Annotated in this window: 10 protein-coding genes, 1 tRNA gene, 2 rRNA genes and 1 riboswitch; of the genes, 5 read left to right on the top strand and 8 right to left on the bottom strand. The window is 52.9% G+C overall.

The window, feature by feature from the left end; genetic code table 11:
- Nucleotides 1–154 precede the first annotated feature (154 nt).
- Nucleotides 155–2,098, bottom strand: a complete 1,944-nt coding sequence (gene csrD, locus ACYP03_RS17290) for an RNase E specificity factor CsrD (RefSeq protein WP_330961418.1) — start codon at nucleotides 2,096–2,098, stop codon at nucleotides 155–157.
- 201 nt (nucleotides 2,099–2,299) lie between these two features.
- Here csrD and ACYP03_RS17285 point away from each other — a divergent pair, with 201 nt between their 5' ends.
- Complete coding sequence (locus tag ACYP03_RS17285) at nucleotides 2,300–3,184, top strand: LysR family transcriptional regulator (RefSeq protein ID WP_248143857.1); 885 nt, start codon at nucleotides 2,300–2,302, stop codon at nucleotides 3,182–3,184.
- 133 nt (nucleotides 3,185–3,317) lie between these two features.
- Here ACYP03_RS17285 and ACYP03_RS17280 read toward each other — a convergent pair whose 3' ends face one another.
- On the bottom strand, nucleotides 3,318–3,848 hold the full coding sequence (locus tag ACYP03_RS17280; protein WP_459781284.1) for a single-stranded DNA-binding protein: 531 nt from the start codon (nucleotides 3,846–3,848) through the stop codon (nucleotides 3,318–3,320).
- A gap of 249 nt (nucleotides 3,849–4,097) precedes the next feature.
- Between ACYP03_RS17280 and uvrA the strand changes: the two genes are divergently transcribed.
- Together uvrA and ACYP03_RS17270 are read left to right on the top strand one after the other, a co-directional pair.
- Entirely contained in the window at nucleotides 4,098–6,944 is a 2,847-nt protein-coding gene (gene uvrA, locus ACYP03_RS17275; RefSeq protein ID WP_459781282.1) for an excinuclease ABC subunit UvrA, read from the top strand.
- A 71-nt stretch (nucleotides 6,945–7,015) separates the two neighbouring features.
- Entirely contained in the window at nucleotides 7,016–8,794 is a 1,779-nt protein-coding gene (locus ACYP03_RS17270; protein ID WP_459781281.1) for a PglL family O-oligosaccharyltransferase, read from the top strand.
- A 49-nt stretch (nucleotides 8,795–8,843) separates the two neighbouring features.
- Here ACYP03_RS17270 and ACYP03_RS17265 read toward each other — a convergent pair whose 3' ends face one another.
- Nucleotides 8,844–9,962: a pyridoxal-phosphate-dependent aminotransferase family protein gene (locus tag ACYP03_RS17265; protein ID WP_459781279.1), complete on the bottom strand. Its 1,119-nt coding sequence runs from the start codon at nucleotides 9,960–9,962 to the stop codon at nucleotides 8,844–8,846.
- Between the two features lie 253 nt (nucleotides 9,963–10,215).
- Nucleotides 10,216–10,397: riboswitch (Lysine riboswitch) on the top strand.
- A gap of 104 nt (nucleotides 10,398–10,501) precedes the next feature.
- On the opposite strand from ACYP03_RS17265, the gene lysC reads away from it, so the two are divergent.
- The gene (gene lysC, locus ACYP03_RS17260; RefSeq protein WP_256549365.1) at nucleotides 10,502–11,881 is read left to right on the top strand and encodes a lysine-sensitive aspartokinase 3; all 1,380 of its coding nucleotides are present in this window, start codon (nucleotides 10,502–10,504) and stop codon (nucleotides 11,879–11,881) included.
- A 106-nt stretch (nucleotides 11,882–11,987) separates the two neighbouring features.
- Here the strand turns inward: lysC and metH are convergent, their stop codons facing one another.
- Entirely contained in the window at nucleotides 11,988–15,656 is a 3,669-nt protein-coding gene (metH, locus tag ACYP03_RS17255) for a methionine synthase (protein ID WP_459781277.1), read from the bottom strand.
- A 199-nt stretch (nucleotides 15,657–15,855) separates the two neighbouring features.
- Here metH and ACYP03_RS17250 point away from each other — a divergent pair, with 199 nt between their 5' ends.
- Nucleotides 15,856–17,193, top strand: coding sequence for a cation:proton antiporter (locus ACYP03_RS17250; protein WP_459781276.1), 1,338 nt, complete (start codon nucleotides 15,856–15,858; stop codon nucleotides 17,191–17,193).
- A 70-nt stretch (nucleotides 17,194–17,263) separates the two neighbouring features.
- Here the strand turns inward: ACYP03_RS17250 and metA are convergent, their stop codons facing one another.
- The 4 genes from metA to rrf (ACYP03_RS17230) all read right to left on the bottom strand — a co-directional run bounded on the left by metA (nucleotide 17,264) and on the right by rrf (ACYP03_RS17230) (nucleotide 18,898).
- Nucleotides 17,264–18,205 carry a homoserine O-acetyltransferase MetA gene (gene metA, locus ACYP03_RS17245; protein WP_248143850.1) on the bottom strand — a complete coding sequence of 314 codons (942 nt, stop codon included), beginning with the start codon at nucleotides 18,203–18,205 and terminating at the stop codon, nucleotides 17,264–17,266.
- Between the two features lie 219 nt (nucleotides 18,206–18,424).
- Nucleotides 18,425–18,540: ribosomal RNA gene (rrf, locus tag ACYP03_RS17240) — 5S ribosomal RNA — on the bottom strand.
- Between the two features lie 7 nt (nucleotides 18,541–18,547).
- Nucleotides 18,548–18,623 (bottom strand) — tRNA-Thr (locus ACYP03_RS17235).
- A 159-nt stretch (nucleotides 18,624–18,782) separates the two neighbouring features.
- A 5S ribosomal RNA gene (rrf, locus tag ACYP03_RS17230) occupies nucleotides 18,783–18,898 on the bottom strand.
- Nucleotides 18,899–19,053: the final 155 nt, after the last annotated feature.

The raw sequence follows: 19,053 nt of genomic DNA, 5'->3' as shown, positions 1-19,053 counted from the left end.
ACCCGTTTTCCGTCATCTTTATCCGGGCGGTTCTGTGCTCGCCCGGGCCAAATATTGACCTGTTTATGTCAATTATTTGACCGATGATACTGTTAGCAATCAGGCATGTATAGAATAATCACTCCAGGATGGTATTTTTTTAACCAGCAGAACCTCATCTTCTCTTTTTCATCGCAATTTGTGTCAAATCTCTCTCAGGCTCGAAAAAGCGGCCCTGACCACCATGAATCCCCAATTGCTGCAAGACCTGCCACTCTCTGGCGTTTTCCACGCCAACTGCAATCACTGCCACACCGGTATTGGCACAGGCACCCAGCATACTGCGGACAAACAACTGGTTTTCCTGCCGCTGGTCAATTTCCCGGATCAGACTGCGGTGCAGTTTGATATAACTGATATTCACGTCTTTGATGTAGTGAGTACTGACGATGGTTCTCCCGGCCTGATCGACTCCCAGACTGCATCCCAGACCAGTCAGCATTTTCAGAAAGGTACGGACAGCATCGATATGACGTGACAGATTCCGCTCCGGCACCTCAATGCTCAGCCGTTTCAGAACGGGCCGGGGCGTCTGAAGTAACTCATCCCTGAACCAGCGCACAAAAGCTTTATCCAGCAGGGATTCAACACTGACATTGACGGCGAAGTTATCCAGCGTCGGACCGTTTTTCAGCAGGTCCAGAGCCTGGCTGATCACCAGTTTATCCATCCGGACATGAAAGCCGACCTGTTCAACCGCCGGTAAAAAGCGGGAAGCTTTGAGCACCAGGCCATTTTCGTCCCGGATCCGGGCCAGTAATTCCCGGTGCAGCAGTGTTTTTCCTTCCGCCAGATACGCCGGTTGCTGGTAAAGCTGCGGCCCCCCCTGACTGAACACCCCGTCCAGCAATGTCCGCCAGCGCACGCTGCCCCGGGTATCTTCACCCTGAGGATCTTTCTGGAACACGGACCAGCTGTTGGTTCCCTGCAGCTGAGCACTGCGCAGCGCCATGTCAGCTTCATCCATGATCCGGCCTCGTCGCTCGCCACTGGCAAAATAGGTCACCCCTATGTGGCACCAGTTATCACGATGCAGCGGCGCGGCAGGTGTCAGCCGTTCCAGCGCTTTCAGCAACTGACTTACAAACAGATTGATTTCCTTGCTGGGCTGCTGCAGCAGCATGATGGCAAACTCTGCCTCAAAATAACGGGATAACACGCTGTCCGGGTAACGCTGGATCATATTTGACAGCACCATGCCGACATCCTGGATCAGCTCATCTGCCACAATCTTACCTTTGGAGAGCAGCAACTCTTCCCACTCGGAAATGCGGATCAGGATCACTGCACCGTGGTTGTCCTGATCCTGGACCACCGATTGCAGGCGGCTGTCAAATAACACCCGGTTTGCCGAACCGGTCAGTTGATCCAAAAATGTATGGGTACGGATGAAGGTATCAAACCGGCTGCGCTCCTGACGCGCATCTTTCAGTTCAGAGATCAGTTTATCGAGCGCCAGACTGGCCGTATCCGGCCACTCGAACTCCGAGCCTTTGGCAAAGTCATCCAGCTTACCTGCCAGCAGCATCCGCCCTCTTTCTTCAAGCAGCTCAGAACCATACAACTGACGTTTCAGCCAGTTCACGCCCCACACCAGACCGGCAATGATGATCATAATTGCCAGACTGATCGACGACATCGCCCCCAGCGAATACGTCAGCTCGGTATAAGGCGGGATCGACTGGATCCGGACGACATAGCCGGGGTTCTGCGTCAGCGGATAGTCTGTACGATAGAGAATATTGGGGTCATCAATTTTTTGCTGCCCCCGGAACTGGTATACCGAACCGGCGTCGTTACTGACATCCAGTGTGACCACATTACTGGCCTTGAGCAATTTAGGCAGCCAGCGGTTCAGCGATTGTGAGCCTTGCGGTTCAATCATTTCCAGATCGATCACCTCAACGACTCCGGCCAGATAATGGTGCAGATAGTCCTGTCCCAGCTTACGAAAGCTGATCGCACCACCGATAAAAATGACAAACATGGCGCAGATGACAATAAGGGTGACGAAAGCGACCAAGCGATTGGTCAGCTTCATCCCTGAGGCTTTTCTCATTCAGTATCCAACTTTATTCAAAAAACATTTCAAAACCGACAGGCGCTGTGGTCAACTCATGCAGGTTGGTCAAAAATTTTAAAGCGACTGTTTCCACAGGAAAATACCACTGGTGGTCCGGAACGTCAGTGCCCGGTACGACACTTTGCTGATTTGTTACCCGGGGGTTACAAGCTCGCTTACCCATCTTATTGGAGAAACATGGACTGGATCACCTGCACCAAAAGTTTTGTCACTGTTGTGGAACAGGGTTCACTGGCCCAGGCAGCCAGCACACTCAATACATCCAGCTCAGCACTGTCCAAGCGGCTGTCCTGGCTGGAGAAACAGCTGGGCGTCCAGTTGCTCAAACGGACAACCCGCAACCTGACCGTGACCGAGGCAGGCAAAGTCTTCTATCGCCGCAGTGTTCACCTGCTCGATGACTGGCAGCAGATCCTGGCGGAAACCACCTCGACCTTTGGTGAGGTCCGGGGGGTACTGCGTATCGGCGCACCGCTGGCGACAGGCAGCCGGGTGCTGGTGCACTATCTGGATGAATTTCTGCAAACCTATCCCAATATTCAGGTCGAACTGCACACGGTTACGCCGGGCCAGCTGCCGGACCTGAATCTGGATGTGTTTATCAGCCGGGAGCTGACCGACTTTAATTCCACCAGCTATATTGCCACCCGGCTGTTCAGTTTTCAGGCCGGTTTCTATGCCTCGCCGGGGTACCTGGAAGACCGGCCGGCCATTGAAAGTCCGGAGCAGCTGACGCAGCACAACTGCCTGCTGTTCGGCAACCATGGTCATGAGCAGGAGCATATCTTTGAAAACAACCGCCGGTTGCGATTGCGCGGCAACTTTACCACACAAAACCCGGAAGCTCTGGTGGCAGCCGCAGTGGCTGGTATGGGTCTGATCCTGGTGGGTCAAAATACCGTCAGACGCGAACTGAGCAATGGCCTGCTGGTGCCGGTTTTACCCGAGCTCAAGCAGCCTCTGAATGCTGCTTACGCCTATTACCCCAAGCTGAATTACAATCACACCAAAACCAAGCTGTTTATTGATTTTATCAAGCAAAAAGCCGGGGCGTCAGGATAGGAAACAAGGCTTCCACTGCACTGCTGCATAGAGCCCAGAATGCGAGCACCAATCCTCCCAGCCACATGCAAAGAAAAGGCCCCTGATATCTCAGGGGCCTTCTTCAAATATTCAGTCAATCCCAAAGGGTTGATCAGAATGGAATATCGTCGTCGAAATCCATTGGTGGTTCATTGTACTGAGGCTGAGACTGCTGAGGCGCAGACTGTTGCTGCGGCGCATAGCTCTGCTGTTGCTGTTGCTGTGGCTGCTGAGGCTGACCCCAACCGCCCTGCTGCTGCTGGCCACCCATTGGGGCACCCTGACCGCCCTGACGGCCGCCCAGCATTTGCATCACACCGTTAAAGCCCTGAACCACAACTTCAGTGGTGAAGCGATCCTGACCGCTCTGATCCTGCCACTTACGGGTTTGCAGCTGACCTTCGATATAAACCTGAGATCCTTTCCGTAGGTACTCACCAGCAACTTCAGCCAGCTTGCCGAACAGCACAACACGGTGCCACTCAGTTTTTTCACGCTGCTCGCCGGTCGCTTTGTCACGCCATGTTTCAGAAGTAGCAATGGTAATATTTGCTACTGCACCGCCGTTTGGCATATAACGGATTTCAGGATCATTGCCTAAGTTACCTACCAGGATAACTTTATTCACGCCACGACTGGCCATAGTTCACTCCAGGTTTTCGCTGTTGAGGTTGCCAATCAGGCTCCCTTCTCTCATTCAAAGTTTAAACTTAATTGTCGAGTTTAACATGGTGGGCCCCTGCAGGCATAGGGCAACATCACCCATTCCATGTTCAGACCGAATGCATAAAAGACGATCAAAGCACTGTGTTTTTATACAGTCAAGTCTTTTAAGCCTTTCGGGGCTATGCGATAATGCAGACCAATTTATTCAGCGCTGATGACTGCAACCATGGATAAGATCGAAGTCAGGGGTGCCCGCACCCACAATCTCAAAAATATCAACCTGACTATCCCCCGGGATAAACTGATTGTGATTACCGGCCTGTCAGGTTCCGGCAAGTCTTCCCTGGCCTTCGATACCCTGTATGCCGAAGGTCAGCGACGCTATGTCGAGTCATTGTCGGCTTATGCCCGCCAGTTCCTGTCACTGATGGAAAAACCGGATGTCGACCACATTGAAGGTCTGTCACCAGCCATTTCCATCGAGCAGAAATCAACGTCGCACAACCCGCGTTCAACCGTTGGTACCATTACCGAAATCTACGACTATCTGCGTCTGTTGTTTGCCCGGGTCGGCGAACCGCGTTGTCCGACCCATGATGTCCCGCTGGCCGCCCAGACCATCAGCCAGATGGTCGATAAAGTGCTGACGCTGCCAGAAGGCAGTAAGCTGATGCTGCTGGCCCCGATCGTGAAAGAACGGAAAGGCGAGCACCTGAAAACCCTAGCCAATCTGTCAGCTCAGGGCTATATCCGTGCCCGGATTGACGGGGAAGTCTGCGATCTGTCCGATCCGCCGACACTGGAATTACACAAAAAGCACACCATTGAAGTTGTCGTGGATCGCTTTAAAGTCCGCGATGATCTCCAGCAGCGTCTGGCGGAATCCTTTGAAACGGCGCTGGAACTGTCCGGCGGGACCGTCGTGATCAGCCCGATGGACGACTGTGACATGGAAGAGCTGATCTTTTCCGCGAACTTTGCCTGTCCCCATTGTGGCTACAGCATGCGTGAACTGGAACCACGCCTGTTCTCCTTCAACAACCCGGCCGGTGCCTGCGGAACCTGTGACGGACTGGGCGTACAGCAGTACTTTGACCCGGTTCGAGTCGTTCAGAATAAAGAGCTGAGTCTGGCCGGCGGTGCGATTCGCGGCTGGGATAAGCGCAACTATTATTATTTCCAGATGCTGAGCTCACTGGCTGAGCATTACGATTTCGATGTCGAAGCCCCCTTTAACACCCTGCCGAACAGAGTACAGAAAGTCCTGCTGCAAGGGTCGGGGACGACCAACATCGAATTCAAGTACATCAATGATCGCGGCGATGTCACGGTGCGCCGCCACCCGTTTGAGGGCATCCTCAACAACATGGAGCGCCGATACCGCGAAACTGAATCCAATGCGGTTCGGGAAGATCTGGTCAAATATATCTCAACCAAACCCTGTGCCAGCTGTCACGGCTCCCGCCTGCGTGAAGAAGCGCGTCATGTCTTTATCGAGCAGACCAACCTGCCTCATGTCAGCGAGATGAGCATCAGTCAGGCACTGGATTTCTTCACTGAGCTGACCCTGGAAGGCCAGCGTGCACAAATTGCCGATAAAATCCTGAAGGAAATCAATGACCGTCTGACCTTCCTGGTCAACGTCGGCCTGAACTACCTCAACCTGTCGCGCAGTGCTGAAACCCTGTCGGGCGGCGAAGCCCAGCGGATCCGTCTGGCCAGCCAGATCGGGGCTGGTCTGGTCGGAGTCATGTATGTGCTGGATGAACCCTCGATTGGCCTCCACCAGCGTGATAATGAACGTCTGCTCAGTACCCTGACCCGCCTGCGCGATCTGGGGAACACCGTGCTGGTCGTCGAGCACGATGAAGATGCAATTCGCTGCGCCGATCATATTATTGATATCGGTCCGGGCGCCGGTGTCCACGGCGGCCAGGTCATTGCCGAGGGGACACTGGACGACATTCTGTCTTCTCAGGAATCTCTGACCGGTCACTACCTGAGCGGTAAAAAACAGATTGAAGTTCCGGCTGAGCGGACCCCGATGGATGCAGAGAAAGTCGTCCAGCTGACCGGTGCCCGCGGCAACAACCTGAAAAAGGTAGATGTCTCAATCCCGGTTGGTCTGATGACCTGCGTCACCGGTGTCTCCGGCTCGGGCAAATCCACCCTGATCAACGACACCTTCTTCCGGATCGCCCACCATGAACTGAATGGTGCCACTTCCGGCGAACCGGCGCCATATGACGATATTCAGGGACTGGAACATCTGGACAAGGTGATCGACATCGATCAGAGCCCGATCGGCCGGACACCACGCTCTAATCCGGCGACCTATACCGGTATCTTTACCCCGATCCGTGAGCTGTTTTCAGGGACGCAGGAATCCCGTTCCCGGGGTTACAAACCGGGCCGCTTCAGTTTTAACGTGAAAGGCGGCCGCTGCGAGGCCTGCCAGGGCGACGGGGTGATCAAAGTTGAGATGCACTTCCTGCCGGATGTTTATGTGCCTTGTGACAGCTGTAAAGGCAAGCGCTACAACCGGGAAACTCTGGAAGTGAAGTATAAAGGCAAAGCCATTGACGAAGTTCTGGAGATGACGGTCGAAGACGCCCGGACATTTTTTGATCCTGTCCCCGCAATTGCCCGAAAACTGCAAACCCTGATGGATGTCGGTTTATCCTATATTCGTCTGGGTCAGGCTGCGACCACCTTGTCCGGCGGAGAAGCGCAACGGGTGAAACTTGCACGTGAGCTGTCCAAGCGCGATACAGGTAAGACCCTGTATATTCTGGATGAACCAACCACCGGGCTGCACTTCCACGACATTCAGCAACTGCTGAGCGTACTGCATAAACTGCGCGATCACGGCAACACCATTGTGGTCATTGAACACAATCTTGACGTGATCAAAACCGCAGACTGGATCATCGATCTGGGACCGGAAGGCGGCAACGGCGGTGGTGAAATCATTGCCTCGGGTACACCGGAACAGGTTGCGGAAGTGGCCGGGTCGCATACAGCCCGCTTCCTCAAGCCCCTGTTACCGGCACTGGCCGCTCAGCAGGCTTAATTATAAAAACAATCTTTGTCAGGCTGGTCACCAGCCTGATTTTTTGACGATATGTCGAGGGACCGGACAACGTGACAGTCATTCAATTACGGGGCACCCGACTGGCTGCTGCCACGATCAGCAAACCCCTGACGCGCCCCTTTATCCTGGCGCTGACTTTCCTGTTTCTGCTGACCATGCACTACTTTCAGCACAATCAGGGAGGGTCCGGACTCGAGCTCCCGTTCAATGTCAGCAGCTGGATTCCGTTCAGTTTTGCCATCGCGATTGGTTTCCTGGAAATCAGCCGTCAGAAAATCCTGCGCTATTCACGCCTGACGCTGGTGCTCTTTCTCTGCTGCCTCCTGCTGACTCTTCCGGTCTTTTATCCGGAGGCGAGCCCTCAGGCAGCAGCCAACCGATTGTTTGCGCTCTGGGCTGGCTGGCTGTTTTTTATTGCACTTCAGCAATTTGCTTTCAGCCAGAAACAGCGTCAGCAAATTCTGTGGCTGATCCTCAAAGCGGCCTGGTTACAAACAGCGCTGGCCTGGTATCAGTTTCTCTGGATCTCTCCCGAGAATGCCATAGGGTATAACACAGACATCAACCGACCTTACGGCATCTTTCAGCAACCCAATGTCATGGCCAGTTTTCTGGCCACCGGCCTGATCCTGTCTGCCTATCTGCTGGCCCGCCAGCCCGCATATCAGCGCCGCTGGACACTGGCTCAGCTGGGGCTTTTGCTGACGCCGGTTGCCATTGTGCCCATGCTGATTGTCCTCAGCTCACGGACCGGCTGGCTTGCAGCTGTCGTCGGGGTATTGCTGATCCTGCCGTACCTGACCCAGTTTGCCGCCCGGGCAAAATGGCGTATGTGGTTACTGATGGTCATGATGGGGCTGAGTCTGGCCTGGAACCTGACCAGTACACTGCAATGGTCTCCACAGCCGGGCCGAGTCTCTCTGGAAAGTGCCCGGACAGTGATCTACCCACAAGTCACAGAGATGTTCCTGCATGCACCCATGCGGGGCGTCGGATACGGCAATTTCGAACATGCCTATCTGATGCAGACGGCGCAATGGCATCAGGCCGATCCAGCGCAGCCTTACGGATTGGCCAGTCTGGACCATCCGCACAACGAACTGCTGTTCTGGGCCAGTGAAGGCGGGATCCTGCCGCTGCTGGCGCTGCTCATTGCAGCCGCCGCCGTGCTGGCAAAAATAAGGCGCGCCCCGGCCAATACCCAGCTGGCACTGGTGGCCCTGTTGTTCCCGATCACGTTGCACACCCAGCTGGAGTATCCGTTCTACCACTCGCTGGTTCATTGGGTGGTCTTTCTGTTTCTGCTGTACTGGATCGACTCGCTGAGCGCCAAGTATTTCAAACAGCCGCTGCGGTTTCACCAGCCATTCAAAGTCGGGGGGATCCTGCTGCCCGCCTGTATCAGCGCATTTATGCTCACGACACTCTACTCCGGGGCGATGCTGACCCGCTTTGAAGCCACTTCACCGCCCGATCTGACTGCCCTTGAGAAAGTGAACAATACCTGGGCCTGGCGACACCGGTTCGAATGGGATTTTTATCAGACCCAGCTGAAAGTGGGGATTCACCAGAACAACCCTGAGCTGATACAGGGATTTATCACCTGGGCTGATCACATGGCCCGGGAGTTACCGCGCCCGATTCTGTATCAGTATCTGATCCGCGCCCATCAGGCACTGGACAATCACCGCCAGGCTGAACATGTACGGGAAGAGGCCCGGTACCTGTTCCCGGGACTGGATTTCACAGAGCAGGCATTGCCGATATTTGCTCAGCCTGCTCTGGAAACAGAAAACGTTCAGGCCAGCCTTGGGAATACACAAGGTTAAACCAGACAAAAACGGCTGCCACGGCAGCCGTTTGTCCATCCGTTACCGGTTATTTCAATACATCTTCCAGCGCTTTCAGACACAGCGCCACATTTTCATTGCGGGCTGCATACCCCATCAGTCCGATACGCCAAGCCTTCCCGGCCAGCGCGCCCAGACCCGCGCCAATTTCCAGGTTATATTTTTCCAGCAGGGTCTGACGCACTTTGGCATCATCCACACCATCAGGAATGTAGACCGCGTTGAGTTGCGGCAAACGGCTCTTTTCCTCTACAACAAAACGAATTCCTATGGCTTCCAGGCCTTCACGCAGCGACTGATGCATCTCAACGTGACGCTGCCAGGCATTTTCCAGCCCTTCATTTTGCAGACGGACCAGCGCTTCATGCAATGCGTACAGGCTGTTCACCGGCGCTGTATGATGGTAACTCCGCTTGCCTTCGCCGCTCCAGTATGCAAGAACCAGGCTCTGGTCCAGGAACCAGCTCTGTACCGGTGTCTTACGCTGCTGAATGGCCTCAACCGCACGGGGAGAAAAAGTCAGCGGAGACAGCCCCGGCACACAGGACAGACATTTCTGACTGCCGGAGTACACCGCATCGAGCTGCCATTCATCCACTTTGAGCGGCACACCACCCAGTGACGTCACCGCATCCACAATCGTCAGGCAGCCATGTTCACGTGCCAGTTTCGACAACGTTTCGGCATCACTGAGCGCTCCGGTGGAGGTTTCCGCATGAACAAAGGCCAGGATCTTGGCATCCGGATGGGCTTTCAGTACCGCTTCAACAGCCAACGGATCAACCGGCTCGCCCCATTCGTTATCCACCAGCACGGCTTCACCACCGCAGCGAACAACATTTTCCCGCATCCGATCGCCAAAGACCCCGTTGCGGCAGACAATCACCTTATCGCCCAGCTCGACCAGATTAACAAAACACGCTTCCATCCCGGCACTGCCCGGCGCAGAGACGGCAATAGTAAACGGGTTCGTGGTCTGAAATGCATACTGAAGCAAGACTTTCAGTTCATCCATCATTCCGATGAATAATGGGTCAAGATGGCCCAAAGTCGGGCGACTGAGCGCCTGCAGCACCTGAGGATAAATATCTGAGGGGCCGGGTCCCATCAGGGTACGCTGCGGCGGATAAAAACTCTGAATTGTCATGGGGCCTCCATTGGCATGGTTGCTGAAATCCCTATCAATCAGCACGTTAAAGATGATTTGCAACGGTCATATCGGTTCAGTATCGCAACCGAGCATAACAGAACCGGACGCCGCAGAAATGACAGAGACAAATTTCTGCAGGATCAGTAACAATAACGGCACAGAAAAATGCATTCAGGCATTGACAAAGCCCCCCTGCTCCTATTCAATAAGGGCAATTTTTGTTCACCCTGAAAGAGCTCATTTTTCAGGTGAAAACGGAAGAGGCGCGTTATCCAGGTATCTATGCGGCGGGGCCCCACCCCAAAGCACCATAGAGAGGGGGAGCAACGCCGAGATACGGTGAGACAGGGGGCTTGCCGTATCGGCTTTGAAGGTTGAATCCTTCTGGCTGTCACCTGCAGCATCAAGCACAGGTGGAGAGCTTCTGGTCGCAGCAGTCTTTTCATGTCTCGCCGAACGGCTCTTCTGACATCAAGTCGGAAAGATTCCCCAAATTTTGCCCCATGACTTTACGCTTTGTTTAGTGGGAGATCATTTTGAGCCCTGTACATTTTTCTTCAGCGCAGAACGCTGAAATTACTGTCGCAAAATTTGGCGGCACAAGTGTGGCCGATTACGTAGCAATGAGCCGCAGTGCCAAGATCGTGATGAATAATCCGAATACCAAGCTGGTTTTAATCAGTGCGTGCTCCGGTGTGACCAATATTCTGGTCGAACTGGCCAACGGCGTCGCTGATGCTGAGCACCGTACCAGCCTGATGGAGCGCCTGCGTGCCATCCATCACAGTGTACTGGCGGACCTGCAGCAACCAGAAGCCGTTGCCGGAAAGATTGAGGCGCTGCTGGATCAGGTTGCAGAGATTGCAACTCAGACCGCAGTCCAGAAATCTGCTGAACTGACCGATCAACTGGTCGCGAACGGCGAACTGCTGTCAACTTACCTGTTTACCCAAATTATGTGCGAAATGGGTGCCGATGCCGTGCGCTATGATATCCGTGACGTCATGCGTACCGACAGCCGTTTCGGAAAAGCCAGCCCGGAACCTGAGATGATCCGTCAGCTGACAGAAGAAAAGCTGTTGCCATTGCTGCAGGATAACATTGTGGTTTCTCAAGGCTTCATCGGCAGTGATGAACTGGGCCGCACCACAACGCTGGGCCGCGGCGGCAGCGACTACAGCGCCGCGCTGATGGCTGAAGCGATCGATGCCGGTACGCTGGAAATCTGGACTGACGTCCCTGGGATGTATACCACCGATCCGCGTATAGCCCCGAAAGCGACGCCTATCAAGGAAATCAGCTTCAGCGAAGCTTCTGAGATGGCAAACTTTGGTGCCAAAATTCTTCACCCGTCTACACTGATCCCGGCGGTTCGCCGTCAGATCCCTGTGTTTGTGGGCTCTTCCAAAGCACCAGAGCAAGGCGGGACCTGGATCCGTAAATCGGTCAGTGATGCCCCCCTGTTCCGTGCGCTGGCCCTGCGCAACAATCAGACTCTGATCACCCTGACCAGTCTGAACATGTTTCATGCTTACGGCTTCCTCGCGGAAGTATTCCGTATTCTGGCTGAACACAAAGTTTCAGTCGATCTGATTTCGACTTCTGAAGTCAGCGTTTCTCTGACCATGGATCAGACAGACACTGGCGGCGGCGCGCCAACGCTTCCTCCGGGAGCACATGCGGCCCTCAGCGAGCTGTGCCGAGTTGAGATCGAACAGGATCTGTGTCTGATCTCTCTGATCGGAAACCGCATGAGCCAGACCGCAGGTTCCGTCAGCACTGTCTTCAACACGCTGGATGAATACAAGCTGCGGATGATTTGTTACGGTGCCAGCCCGCACAACCTGTGCTTCCTGGTGAAAACCGAACACGCACTTCCGATTGCCCAGAATCTGCACAGTAAGATTTTCGAGTAATCTGAACCTGACCGTTCAAAAAAGGCGCTCTGTGAGCGCCTTTTTTAATATCTTACGAAACCTTTGATGCGGCCACCGGATTCAGATGGCCGATACCTGAGGTGCCTCAGAGATTTGGACCGAGCCATTTCTCGGCTTCAACCTCATCCCAGCCTTTGCGCTCAGCATAGCTCAGCATCTGATCCCGCTGAATCTGTGCAACCGCAAAATAGCGAGACTCCGGATGCGAGAAATACCAGCCCGACACTGCCGCGCCCGGCCACATCGCGAAGCTTTCTGTCAGTTGCATCCCAGCGTTGGCTTCCGCATCCAGCAGTTTCCAGATTTCACCTTTTTCAGTGTGCTCCGGGCAGGCCGGATAGCCCGGTGCCGGACGGATCCCCTGATATTTCTCACGGATCAGATCTTCATTTTCCAGGTTTTCATCCGGCGCATAACCCCAGATTTCCTTGCGCACCTGCTCGTGCATACATTCGGCAAACGCTTCGGCAAGACGATCGGCCACCGCCTGAATCATGATGGCATTATAGTCATCCCCTTTGGCTTTAAATTGCTCGGCAATCTCGTACTCACCAATCCCGCCAGTCACGGCAAAGGCACCAATCCAGTCAGCTTTCCCGCTGTCTTTCGGGGCCACATAATCTGACAAACAGTAATTCGGCCCTTTCGGTTTCTCCGTCTGCTGCCGCAGACCACGCAGTATCGTCAGAACCTGAGCCCGGCTTTCATCCGTGTAAACTTCAATATCATCACCAATGTTATTGGCCGGGAACAGACCGCACACGCCATTGGCTTTGATCATGCCGGTTGCTTCGATCTCATCCAGCAGCTGATTGGCATCATCGAACAGCCGCTGCGCCTCTTTCCCGACGACTTCATGGCGAAGGATGGTCGGATATTTACCGCTCAGCGACCAGGTCATAAAGAAAGGTGTCCAGTCGATATAACGACGCAAGGTGGCGATATCAAAATCCTTGAATACATGAATCCCCGGTTGTTCAGGAACCGGCGGCGTATAACTGTTCCATTCAATTGCCACTTTATTGGCACGTGCAGCTTCCAGGCTGACCGGCGCGCTGCGCGGACGCTTTCGGGCATGCTGCTCACGCACCACCTCGTATTCCTGATCCAGACGTTCGACAAACGCAGGCCGTTGTGTCTCAGATAACAATGCCGCACATACCCCGACGGCTCTGGATGCATTCGACACATACACCACGGGCGCATGGTAATTCTGTTCGATTTTCACGGCAGTGTGTGCTTTAGACGTTGTTGCGCCGCCAATCAGCAGTGGGATCTCAAAGCCCTGACGTTCCATCTCTTTTGCCACATGAACCATTTCATCCAGAGATGGTGTGATCAGGCCGGATAGACCGATAATATCGACATTCTCTTCCCGGGCAACTTTCAGAATCTTATCGCAGGGCACCATCACCCCGAGGTCAATAATCTCGAAGTTATTACACTGCAACACCACGCCGACAATGTTCTTTCCGATGTCGTGCACGTCACCTTTCACAGTTGCCAGCAAGATTTTTCCGTTACTCTTGCCAGCCTGCTTTTCGGCATTGATGTACGGCTCCAGATAGGCCACAGCCTGTTTCATCACGCGGGCAGATTTCACAACCTGTGGCAGGAACATTTTTCCTTCACCGAACAGGTCACCGACCACGTTCATCCCTGCCATCAGCGGTCCTTCAATGACCTCCAGCGGTTTGCTGGCCTGCTGGCGGGCTTCTTCCGTATCTTCAACAATAAACTCAGTAATACCTTTGACCAGCGCATGCGCCAGACGCTTATCGACCGGCCAGCTGCGCCATTCTGCTGCGGTTTTATCTTCCACAGCTTCGCCGCTGCCCCGGTATTTATCTGCTAAATCCAGTAGCCGCTCTGTCGAATCATCACGGCGGTTGAGGACCACATCTTCCACAGCCACACGCAGCTCGTCCGGCAGGTCGTCGTAAATCGCCAGCTGACCGGCATTCACGATCCCCATATCCATTCCGTTCTTGAAGCAGTGATACAGGAAGACGGCATGAATCGCTTCACGCACCGGCTCATTGCCACGGAACGAGAACGAGACATTCGACACACCACCTGACACCATGGCATGCGGCAGGGTACGCTTGATATCCCCGACGGCTTCAATGAAATCCACGGCGTAGTTATTGTGCTCTTCAATTCCTGTCGCGACCGCAAAGATATTCGGGTCAAAAATAATATCTTCCGGCGGGAAACCCACTTCATCGACCAGCACACGATACGCATTGGTACAGATTTCGATCTTCCGCTCACGGGTATCCGCCTGACCCACCTCATCGAACGCCATGACGATCACCGCCGCACCGTAGCGACGGATTAATTTAGCCTGCTCAACAAATTTCTCTTTGCCTTCCTTGAGTGAGATTGAGTTAACAATCGGCTTACCCTGAACACATTTCAGACCCGCTTCAAGGATTTCCCACTTAGACGAGTCAATCATAATGGGGACGCGGGAAATTTCCGGTTCAGAGGCACACAGGTTCAGAAACCGCACCATGGCAGCTTCCGCATCCAGCATACCTTCGTCCATATTGATATCGATGATCTGCGCACCAGCCTCTACCTGCTGACGCGCCACTTCCAGTGCCTCGTCATAAAGTTCTTCTTTGATCAGACGGCGGAATCGGGCCGAACCAGTCACATTGGTACGCTCGCCGACATTGACGAACAGAGTTTCTTTTTCGATGGTCAGGGGTTCCAGACCAGACAACCGGCAGGCCACGGGTAATTCAGGCAACTTCCTTGGCGGAATATTTGCCGTCACACGGGCCATTTCACGAATGTGCTCAGGTGTGGTCCCGCAGCAGCCCCCCACCAGATTGAGGAAACCGGACTCCGCCCATTCCCGGATATGCTCGGCCATCTCATCTGCTTCCAGGTCATATTCCCCAAAGGCGTTTGGCAGACCGGCGTTTGGGTGTGCTGAGACAGCACATTCAGAGATCCGAGACAGTTCTTCAACATACTGACGCAGTTCATCCGGGCCCAGTGCGCAGTTCAGACCGAAAGAGAACGGTTTGACGTGCCGGAGTGAGTTATAAAAAGCTTCGGTCGTTTGACCGGACAAGGTACGGCCGGAGGCATCAGTGATCGTCCCGGAAATCATCACCGGCAGACTTTGTCCCAGCGCTTCAAATACCGACTCCACCGCAAAGGCACAGGCTTTTGCATTCAGCGTGTCAAAAATAGTTTCAATCAGAATGATATCGGCACCGCCCTCAATCAAAGCACGGGTCGATTCAGAGTACGCCTCAACCAGCTGGTCAAAGCTTACATTGCGGTATCCCGGATCGTTCACATCCGGAGAAATTGAGCAGGTACGGTTGGTCGGGCCAAGAACACCAGCCACAAAACGCGGTTTGTCCGGTGTTTTTGCGGTCCACTCATCTGCGACCTGACGGGCCAGCCTGGCGGCCGACAGGTTAATTTCGGCACTCAGACTTTCCATATCGTAGTCTGCCATCGCAATTGTGGTGGCATTGAAAGTGTTGGTTTCGAGGATATCGGCCCCGGCCTCAAGGTAAGCAGCGTGAATATCCTTGATCAGCTGCGGCTGAGTCAGGACCAGCAGGTCATTGTTTCCTTTCAGGTCCGAATGCCAGTCGGCAAAACGCTCACCCCGGTAATCCTGCTCATCCAGCTTATAACTCTGGATCATGGTGCCCATCCCGCCATCGATGATCAGGATCTGCTCATTTAATCGCTTGTGTAATAATTCCGTTCCCTTCGACACTGCTTACTTCCTTACACTTAAACTTGTCAGCTGCTATCATCCTATCACAGCCTGATTGGAAATCTAGACGTCTATACATCGTTTGCGCAAACTAATTCTTCACCGATCAGCTCAAAGTTTTTATGGCTATCACAGGCCCGAACATTTATATTCTGTCACAATTTTTGCTTAACACTTTTCCAACAGATGAGGATCAAGGATGTCGGTATACAGTACCCTCTGTTTTCTCGCCGCTGCCGCGATGGCTATTGCATTTATTAATCATAAGATAGGCAAAATGCAAACCACCATTGCCATCACTGCCGGCGCCATTGTTTTATCGCTCGGTATCGTGATTGCGGGTCACAATGGCTGGTTTCACCTGGAAGAAATCGCCGCAGAGCAGTTGGGACAGATCGACTTCGAAAGCTTCTTGCTGAAAGGGATTCTCGGCTTTCTGCTTTTCGCCGGCGGTCTGGGTATCAAGCTGCCTCACCTCGAAGATCAAAAGTGGGAAATTGCCATCCTGGCACTTGGCGCTACCCTGTTTTCCACCTTTTTTATCGGCGGTGCGCTCTGGTGGATTTGCCAGACCGTGGGCATCCAGTTTGACCTGATCTACTGCCTGCTGTTCGGTGCACTGATTTCGCCGACGGACCCGATTGCTGTGCTTGCAATTGTTAAAAAATTGCATGCGCCTCGCCGGATTTCAACTCAGATCGAAGGCGAGTCGCTCTTCAACGATGGTTTCGGTCTGGTCATTTTTGTCACCCTGTTCACCATCGCTTTTGGTGATGAGGCACCAACCGTGCTGGGCGTTGGCCACCTGTTCTTACAGGAAGCCATCGGCGGAATCACTTACGGTTTTGTTTTAGGCCTGCTTTTCCACTATCTGATCAGCTCAACCGACGATCACTCCATGGAGTTACTGCTGACTCTGGGTGTCCCGACCGCCGGTTATGCTTTTGCTGATGTCATTCATGTCTCAGGCCCGCTGGCCATGGTTGTTTCCGGCATCATGATCGGCAACTGGACCCGTTATATTGGTTTCTCCAAAGAAAGTGAGGACCACCTGGATCACTTCTGGGAGCTTGTTGATGAATTCCTGAATGGCGTGTTGTTCCTGCTGATCGGTATGAGCATGCTCTCTTTCAGCTTCCACGAAGAAGACTGGACGCTGATGGTCATTGCAGTGCCGCTGGTCCTGCTGGCCCGTTACCTGAGTGTCAAACTCTCTTATGTCGGCTTTAAACGATTCCGGAAGTACAACCCTGAGTCGGTGAAGATCCTAACCTGGGGTGGCCTGCGTGGCGGACTGGCACTGGCCATGGCGATGGCGATTCCGGCTGGTGTCATTGTTATCCCGGAAAAAAATATTGACGTTAAAGAGCTAATTCTGGTGATGACCTATGCGGTTGTGGTGTTCTCGATCCTGATCCAGGGCTCAACCATTACACCAATGATTGAAAAGGCAAAAATCTGGGAAGCTAAACATGGCGGGGACAGCGAGCAGGCTATCGCGTCACATCAGCAGCCGGAAACGAATCCAAAATCTTAACGTTTATCGTCCTTCAAAAAAGACCTGCAATCGCAGGTCTTTTTTTGTTTGTCATCTTGTCGTGAAACACTCAGTCGTCTTTGGTGAACTTGTCTTCTGAGAAATGTTCCAGATCGTATGGTGTCTGCTGGTAAACGCAGTAATTGAGCCAATTCGAAAAAAGCAGATGCCCGTGGCTGCGCCAGCTGGCAACCGGTTCATTGTCCGGATTATCGTCCTTATAATAATTCACAGGCAAACATGGCTCCATGCCTTCACCCAAGTCCCGCATATATTCAAGATGTAACGTCTTCGCATCGTACTCTGGATGACCTGTGACGAAGACATTTCGCTTATCCTTCGTTGTTGCCAGATAAACCCCTGCCTGCTCAGATGTCGCTAAGAGATCCAAATCCGTGTGCTGCGTGAGGAAATCTGGTGAAAAATCAGCATAACGGGAATGTGGTGCAAGAAAGGTATCATCAAAGCCTCGTAACAAAGGATGATGCGGATGATGGATGCTATGGGTGTAGATGCCGGACAGCTTTTCTTTTCGGGTTCGCTTCGGTAAATCATACATCAGCTTCAGGCCGGCCTGAGCAGCCCAGCAGACATACATCGTTGAAGTGACATGTCCCTTCGCCCAATTGAGAATCGTCTGGATCTCTTCCCAGTACAGAACATCCTCAAACTGTACCAGCCCCAGCGGTGCTCCTGTGACAATCAGACCATCGAAATTTCGGTCTTTCACCATTTCAAACTGACGATAAAAGGTATCCAGGTGTTCGGTGGGTGTATTCTTCGTCGGGCGATTATCAATTCGTAATAACTCCACATCAACCTGCAACGGACTGTTTGATAACAGACGCAAAAACTGCGTTTCTGTTTCAATCTTTTTGGGCATCAGATTAAGCAACAACACTTTCAGCGGACGTATTCCCTGACTGGCTGCCCGTTTTTCTGACATAACGAAAATATTCTCTCCCCTGAGAATATCAGTAGCCGGTAACTGGTCAGGAATTTTAATGGGCATGTTCACACTCTCCCTAAGATGTTTAGACGTCCAGATACCCAAAAATTATAGAATTTCACGCATGACTGCAAGCAATACCGCATTAAAAGAATTATAGATAGAGGGATATGAATGAAGAAAACTAATGAAAACAGTTCATTTTCAAGCAGTAAACCTGAACTGAAGTCGTAAGCGGCAGAAATGAAAAAACCCAGCCGAAGGCTGGGTTTTGAAAGGGTGGCTTAGCGATGTCCTACTCTCACATGGGGAGGCCCCACACTACCATCGGCGCTTCTGCGTTTCACGTCTGAGTTCGGCATGGGATCAGGTGGTTCCACAGCGCTATGGTCGCTAAGCAAATTGTGGTGCTAGTACCCAGATTTGAACTGGGGGCCTCACCCTTACCAAGGGTGCGCTCTACCAACTGAGCTATACCAGCAAATTTTTATCTCACAAAGTCTTACATTTAACAGCTTTGCTTGATTAATTTGTCGCTGTGCGATGGCGGTTTTGATGCAAGAAGCGCAGTGTACATTCAGTACATGAGCATCGCAGCACTCAAAAGCGGCAAGCTACAGTAGACAAATTGATAATCAAAGCCTGGCGATGTCCTACTCTCACATGGGGAGACCCCACACTACCATCGGCGCTGCTGCGTTTCACGTCTGAGTTCGGCATGGGATCAGGTGGTTCCACAGCGCTATGGTCGCCAGGCAAAATTTGTTCAACAATCTCGGAAATATCTGACTAAAGTTCTCAGCACATCATTCAAGTGCTCATGGAGTCCGTACTTAAAACCCCTTGGGTGTTGTATGGTTAAGCCTCACGGGCAATTAGTACAGGTTAGCTGAGCGCCTCACAACGCTTAC

The organism is Photobacterium sp. R1, from assembly GCF_054600795.1.
The sequence above is the reverse complement of the archived record's forward strand: the minus strand, read 5'-3'. Positions and strand labels throughout refer to the sequence as shown.